The sequence below is a fragment of the Novosphingobium sp. KN65.2 genome (genome assembly GCF_001368935.1).
Classification (GTDB): Bacteria; Pseudomonadota; Alphaproteobacteria; order Sphingomonadales; family Sphingomonadaceae; genus Novosphingobium; species Novosphingobium mathurense.
The window spans coordinates 1-6,677 of sequence record NZ_CCBH010000065.1; the positions used below are offsets into that span (position 1 = coordinate 1).

Consider the following 6,677-nt stretch of genomic DNA (forward strand, 5'->3'; position numbering starts at 1 on the left):
AAATGTCTCGACGACGGACACGATCACCTCCTTTCGCGCCAGAGCGTTCATGCGACCCTCACGTCAACGACCAACGCCAGTCGGTCATCGGCAGAATTGTTTACGACCTCGTGCGGGACCGAATTGTCGATCCACCAGCAGTCCCCCATGTTGAAATTCACCGTCTCTTCACCGATGCGGAAGGTGCAGCCGGGTAGGCACTGAAGCGCGATCTGGAAGCGTTGGTAGAAATCGGCCGGCGCTCCTTGATCTGCGTGCTCGGGGATGATTCCGCCAGGCGGCAGACGTGTGATCAGGACGCGACCGAGCTGCACACCACCTACACGACGCATCAAATCGAAAACGAGGCCTCGCGCCTGCGGTAGTTCATGCCATGCGTCATAGGGGCGCGTCTGGATGTCGTTGACGACTTCGGCGGCGTCCTCACCGATCTCATTGAAGAACAGCCAAATGTCGTCCGTTTCCGCATGGGGTGAGCCCGGGAACGTCGTGCGCAGCTTGTTCGCATTCCACAGGTTCGGCTTAGACGCGAGCGCGGCAAGAAGCGGCACCACATCCATCTGCTCAAAGATTTTCGTGAAATTGCGCATCGATACCCAGACAGTTGTTTGGCGCTATCTGTCTGGAGTGATTGCCCGGTTGCGCAGCCGGACGCGCAAGTGCGTCACACCACGCGTTTTAACACCTACTGTCCTCTTCGGCAAGGCGCAGCTCCGCTAGAGACGGATCACACGAAATAATCCAATGTCGCCACAATCTGGTAGCCGGTCCCGCCTGGATATGTGTTGTTGTAGGTAAAGACGACCGCAGAAGCCTCTGACGGACTAAGCGTTGCAGTAAGCGAACTTCCGGTCGCATTAAGTTCGCGGCCTACTCCGACCCACCTCGCGGATGCAGCAGCAGTGAACGGAAGCGTATATCTTATATGATTCGCTCCCGTCCCATTGTCGGTAATATTAATGACCACCGTGGTAAAAACGTGCCGCCCGATCTTGGTATAATAGCCGGAGCCTGAAACCGTGGTCAGCGTGCCGGAACCCGCTGTAACCGTTGGTGTCCATGTGCCTTCCTCGTAATCGTCCATCGTGTTTGGATCGGTGCTGGCGTCCTGCGTGGCCGGGAAGGAGATGCCAGACCCGGAAGCCGACGCGGTTGCAGCGCCTACACCTATTGCTGTGGTAAACGATGGCTTGGAGGCACGCACAACATTGCCGGTGCCGGTGTTCGCCGTCCAAGTGGGTAGTGTGCCGTTGCTGGTCAGGACGTAGTTAGTCGTGCCGATACCGAGTTGTGCGAGCGTTGTCGCATTGGCCGCGTAAATGAGATCGCCTGCAATATAGGACGACATTCCCGTACCGCCGCGCGTTTCATCCAGCGTGCCCGTCCACCCAAGGGTAAACGAAACGGCCTTCAGCAGCGATCCTGTCGGTGTCCCCCCGAGGGTCAGTGTGACGTTGGTGTCGTTTACCCTTGTTAGATCGTTGCCAGTCACCGCGCTTGCATTGATAGCGATAGGCGTATCAGATGCCGATGTAATTCTACCCTTGGCGTCAACTACAATAGATGGAACGGTAGACGCACTTCCATAACCTGATGGGGTGACAGCCGTGTCGGCAAGCCCAAGCGTGTAAGGTCCATCGGCGCCGCCATCCGTGCCCGTCAACTGACCGCTTACGGGCGTGAATTTCCGCTCTGAGCCGAGGCCATCGTTATAGTCGAGCGTAAGGAAAGGGGTTGCTCCCAATGGGTCTGTGCCACTGCCTATGCGCTTCTGAACCTGCGAGAAGAAGCGATACCACTCAGGCGACACCCTGACCGAATTTCCGGCAATCGTTCCGAGCGGCGAGCCCGGGGGATTGATCGGGAAACCGCTCATTGAATGTCTGCCCAGTACGAGACGAGGAACCGGCTCACCGGATCGCTGATCCTGATGCGCATCTGGCGTTGGCGGAATTGGCCCAGTTTGCGCCAGACTGCGCGCGTGCGGTACTCACCGACCTTGCCGAGCGAGCGCCACATCTCGTTCGACCAGCGATGGCCGTTGTCGTCGGAATATTGCAACATGGCCTGCGGATCTTCGACATCGCCATTCCCGAGACCGGTATCCATGACGATCTCGAACGAGTACATTGTCATGCGCTCGCGGTTCGCCTCGATGGGAGGCAGATCGACCTGCACGATGATCGGGTCGCCGTTCTCGGTGTGAACGTCGGGCGAGGGAATGTAGAGATTGCCATTGTCCCGGTCGCCAAGGATGGTCCGGTCGTAGGCAACGATGCCGCCATTGCAGCGCCAGAAGTCCGAACCGTACGAGGCGCGCTTGTGCCAGGCGCCGGTTGCGATATCGAACAGGATCGTACCGCGGTCGCATTCGAGCACGTAGAACTTGTGGCCCTCCTGATCGTAGGTCCATGCCCGCGCATAAGTCGCATCGCGCAGGAGATATTCTACCCAGTGCGTTGAAACACGATCCGGCGAATACCCCGCCAGAGAATAGACAATGCGGTCATCGCCGACGAACATCACTGTATTGTTGATCTTGACGATGCTGTCGCGGTCGAGGCATCCGCGCTCGATGAAGCTGTTGCCCTGGCGCTCGAATGGAAAGTCCGTTGCCCCCGAGTTGTAGAAAATTTCTATGGTGCCCGCGCCGAAAAATTGCAACTCGCGATGGTTGTTGACCATGCCGATGATGTTGTCCGGCGATCCCTCGACCGACGCGACATCGGCGGCATCGTAGGTCAGGGCATCGCCGAGAGCGGAAATGATGAACTGCTCGGAATCCTTGATCTGCCAGACTATGTAGCTGTCAAAATAGATGACCGAGGACACATCGAACGGGACCGGCGTATAAAGCGCGCCGCCGGACCAGACGTAACCGGTTCCATTCGCGGCTACGGCAACCTCGGTGTAGTTCGCGGCCATAGAGACAGGGCCTGAGCCGGGAATGCCACCAAGCTGCGTGTAGCTTCCGGCGCTGTCCACCGAGTACAGGAAGCCACCCGAGACGACATACAGCACCCCGGCGCACATCACGCTGCCCCGGTAAGGACCATCGGGGAGTGTCGTCCACAGCGTCAGGCCAGGCGTTGCCAAGACCGCGAATGCCTCACGCTTGTCGCCGTCCGAAACCTCCGCATAGGCGTTCGTCAGGACGGCGCCGGACCATGTGTAGGACCGGCCCGCGCTGTATTGCAGGGCAGGCTTGAGGCGCTGCATCAGTGGTGATCCGGCTGCAGGTACAGGCTCGCGGGCTCAGTGTCCCAGCTTTCCGCTTCCGCACGATACAGGGCGGCACGCGCGGCGATTTCCTGCCTCAGATCGGCGCGGATCGCGTATTTCAGGGCCAATTCCTCGGCTAGGTCATAAACCAGCGAGCGTAGTTGCTCCTGCGGCAGATCCGGCGCGTCTGCTGATCCGTCGAAGTCGTCCATGACCCGATGCACGGTCAATTCGACGGTCATGGCCGATGCTGTGGCCGATGAAGGCGTCGGCCAGAGGTAAAGCGTACCGGTCGAGAGTTGCGGGTCGTAGTAGTAGGCCACCGGAATGGACTCGGTCGCCTTGTTCGGTTGATCCTTGTACTGTCCACGCGCCCACTCGCTCAGGGGTGTTTCAATGCCGGATGAGGTCACCTTGCGCCGCACTTCCATGACGCGCAGGGGCTTGGGTGTCAGTGCATACCCGGCCTGCGAGGCAACGAGAGTGACGGTCTTGTCCTCGCGTACCCACAAATGCCCTTTCATGCCCTTGTGCTTGACGATCAGGTTGAGCGATCGCTTGGCGCGCGCGTACTGGTCAGCCGAGATCGCCTCGCCCTCCGAGCCGATGCCGCACAAGTCGAAGGCTTCCTCGATGATCTGGTTTGTGACGAGCGTGAAGTCGGTTGAGCCGCTGGTCATGGTCTACCCCTAGAGGTCGTCAGGCGTGACTTCCGACGACAGAAAAACGTCCGGCGCCTCGGGGCGCGTGAACTGGCGCACCGATTCCCGCACTCCGGTCATGAAGTCCTGCGGATTGCGCTTGTCGAGGAACTGCGGCAGGACCATCGCGCCATCCCACTGCTTGACCAGCTCGTCGGCATAGCACTTGAAGCCGCTCGCATCGCAGATGGCCCGGGCGCCGCGCTCCATGGTCAGTACAGCGCCACGATGGTCGATGCCGTGGTCCCGGAATTATAGATCTTGGTGACCTGAATGTTCAGGACGCCGACCGGGACGTTGCTGAATGTGATGCCGGTGGCGTTCGGCATATCGACCACCACATGACCGGTAGTGCCGATGTAGAGCGCGCGGCAACCTGCTGCCAGAACCTGATCGACAGACGAGACATCGACGGCGACGGCGCCATGTGCAGGCGACAGATCCTTGTATGTACGACCGCTCATTTCGCGGTGCTCCTCTTCTTGGGTGGGGTTGCGGCCGGGCGCGCGGCCTCGAGCGCACTGACGCCCTCAAGTACCGCGCGGCGCTGCAGGGCCTTTGCTTCGGTCAGGGTTGCCGAAGGGACGGAGAGGATCATGTCCTCCCCGTCTTCAACGGTCAGCGTGTAGCTGCCCTTCTTTCCGGAGATCCGATAACGCATCAGCGCTGCTTCGCGGCGAACACGTAATCGAGCGTCATGGTCTTGGCCGCTGCGGCACCGTTCTGGATGCCGAAGGAGACCGTCAGCTCGGTATCGGGCAGGTAGGTCGAAGAGCCATCGAGCGTGCCCAGATGGACATCATCGATGTAGTAGGCCACCGCGTCTTTGCCGTCATAGTACCAGGCGACGGTGACGAAGGTGTCATCGGATAGCGTGGCGATGGCGCTGGCGCTGGTCGAACCGGTCGAGGCGTCCTTGCGGCAGATGACGCTGATCGTCGCGGCATCGTCGGCCTTGAGGAAGTAGATGCCGTCCGTCACGTCGAGCGGCGTGGTGTCGGTCACCTGCAGGCCGATCACGACATCGCTCTGCGTGGCATCGGACACCTTGAAGCGCGCCTTGAAAAACGCCTTCTTGCCCGCCTCCATCTTGAAGCTCTCGCCGATCTTCTGGAAAAAGTCGTTGTCGTTGTCGGCGCTGTCGTTGGTGATCAGCAGCGCGCCGCCGTCGATGTCGGTCAGCGCCTCGGTAGCCGAACCTGCACCGGCCTCGGTCGTGGTGATCGTCCAGTCGGCAGCGTTGTAGGTGTCGAAGTCGTTGAAATAGACGTGCCACTGGGTCGGGTCGAGCATGCCGAACTGACCGAGCGGATTGGACTTGGCGACGTTGGTGACGCCGTACGGAAAACGGGTGGGAGTAGCCATGTGGGAACCTCTAGGCGTTCATGCGAACGCTGCGTGTGCAGCGCCTGTCAGGTCCGCATTTGCCTAGAGTTGCCCGAGCGCGGATGCGGGCAGGAGTTTTATGCCACAATGCCGCATAAATGAAAAGGCCCCGGAGTTTCCCCCGGGGCCTTCCGTTGCGAGCCGGTGAAAGCTCAGCGACGATTACGCGCCGGCAGAGCCATACAGGCCGCGAGGATCGCTCCAACCGGTCGAGTAGCGCTCATAGGCCTTGTACTTCAAGTTGTCGGAATCGAAGTCCTTGTCCTGGGCGAACTCGGCCGCGACACGCTGGAACAACTTGAGGCTTTCAGGCGCATCGGTGCGGATGAAGAATGCATCCGCGTCGGTCAGGTAGTGGTTGACCTTGATGCCGTCCGGGAACGCGCCCATCGTACGCAGAGCGTTGATGTCGTTGTTCGCCGTGCCCGACTGCTGCACCGACTTGAGGATGCGGGCCGCTTCGAACTGAAGCTGGACCGGGATGACCAGGCTTTTTGGCTTGATCGAGATCCTCATGCCGCGGCTGTTCTTGGCCTGCCCGATCTGGATGACCAGATCTTCGAGCGAGGCTTCGGACAGGTCAGCATCAGTCGCCAGCTTGTTCGACCAGTTGCCGGCAACGCTTGGGTGTGCGGTGCTAAGCAAGGCAACACCATCGCCACCCACGTACGAGCTGTTGAAAGCCCGATTGTAGAGGTTGGCAACCACGTTTTCCTTGGTCTGACGCATCGAGAACGCCAGCGATCCGGTACGCTGCATGCCGACCTTCTCGTACTGGTTGTCATCGATCGCCTCGCGGGTGATGATGAAGCCCAGACCGTAGGCGACATGGGTGTAGCGGGACGTAACGCCCTGCGACATGGTGTCGTAGACCGTGGGCTGCCCCTGCGGCTTCACAGGAGCCATGCCGAAGCCGGTCATCTCCTGATCTTCCTCGTAGGTCATATCCGACGAGAACACGTCCACGAGGTCGGTGTACTCGGTCGGATGCTCGGTGTAGTTGGCGCCCCAGCGTGCGTTGAGGCCGGGCCAGAGGAGCTTGGCAATATTGCCGGTTGATACGACGCTCATGGTTTAGACCCCCGCGATCTGGTTGACAAACTGGTGACGGTTGATCCGCACCAGGAAGTGGGACGACGCCGCACCCGTACCCACGGCGCTGCCGGGGTCGTTGTCGGCGCGGTTGACCATGCCGACGATCTTGAGATCGAGGGTGTTGGTCGTGGCCTCGGTGGTGTTGTCGATGACCGAGCCGGACTGGCCGGTATAGGTCGAGCCCGCAACCACGCTGATATTGACGTTGAGGCCGATATCGTTGGCGGTGAGCGGAGTGCCGCCCGAACCCTGCGTGAGAACGGCGGTGCAAAA

General features: G+C 60.2%; 10 protein-coding genes. All 10 read right to left on the bottom strand.

From position 1 onward, the window contains the following. Positions 1–47: 47 nt before the first annotated feature. Entirely contained in the window at positions 48–590 is a 543-nt protein-coding gene (locus tag SPHV1_RS02355) for an aspartyl/asparaginyl beta-hydroxylase domain-containing protein (RefSeq protein WP_054944493.1), read from the bottom strand. Between the two features lie 137 nt (positions 591–727). Then, entirely contained in the window at positions 728–1,876 is a 1,149-nt protein-coding gene (locus SPHV1_RS02360) for a hypothetical protein (RefSeq protein ID WP_156367209.1), read from the bottom strand. Beyond that, entirely contained in the window at positions 1,873–3,219 is a 1,347-nt protein-coding gene (locus SPHV1_RS02365; RefSeq protein ID WP_054944495.1) for a packaged DNA stabilization protein, read from the bottom strand. The genes SPHV1_RS02360 and SPHV1_RS02365 overlap by 4 nt, the downstream gene beginning before the upstream one ends. Further along, on the bottom strand, positions 3,219–3,902 hold the full coding sequence (locus tag SPHV1_RS02370) for a hypothetical protein (protein WP_054944496.1): 684 nt from the start codon (positions 3,900–3,902) through the stop codon (positions 3,219–3,221). Before SPHV1_RS02370 ends, SPHV1_RS02365 begins: the two co-directional genes overlap by 1 nt. Before the next feature lie 9 nt (positions 3,903–3,911). Next, on the bottom strand, positions 3,912–4,133 hold the full coding sequence (locus SPHV1_RS02375; protein WP_054944497.1) for a hypothetical protein: 222 nt from the start codon (positions 4,131–4,133) through the stop codon (positions 3,912–3,914). Between the two features lie 2 nt (positions 4,134–4,135). Further along, positions 4,136–4,387, bottom strand: coding sequence for a hypothetical protein (locus SPHV1_RS02380; RefSeq protein WP_054944498.1), 252 nt, complete (start codon positions 4,385–4,387; stop codon positions 4,136–4,138). Further along, positions 4,384–4,584 carry a hypothetical protein gene (locus SPHV1_RS02385; protein WP_054944499.1) on the bottom strand — a complete coding sequence of 67 codons (201 nt, stop codon included), beginning with the start codon at positions 4,582–4,584 and terminating at the stop codon, positions 4,384–4,386. The genes SPHV1_RS02380 and SPHV1_RS02385 overlap by 4 nt, the downstream gene beginning before the upstream one ends. Further along, positions 4,584–5,288 (bottom strand): hypothetical protein, encoded by a 705-nt coding sequence (locus tag SPHV1_RS02390; protein ID WP_054944500.1) that lies wholly within the window; start codon positions 5,286–5,288, stop codon positions 4,584–4,586. The genes SPHV1_RS02385 and SPHV1_RS02390 overlap by 1 nt, the downstream gene beginning before the upstream one ends. A 183-nt stretch (positions 5,289–5,471) precedes the next feature. Beyond that, the gene (locus SPHV1_RS02395; protein WP_054944501.1) at positions 5,472–6,380 is read right to left on the bottom strand and encodes a Mu-like prophage major head subunit gpT family protein; all 909 of its coding nucleotides are present in this window, start codon (positions 6,378–6,380) and stop codon (positions 5,472–5,474) included. A gap of 3 nt (positions 6,381–6,383) precedes the next feature. After that, positions 6,384–6,677: hypothetical protein (locus tag SPHV1_RS25335; RefSeq protein ID WP_197277616.1), on the bottom strand; the 294-nt coding region annotated here is incomplete at its 5' end.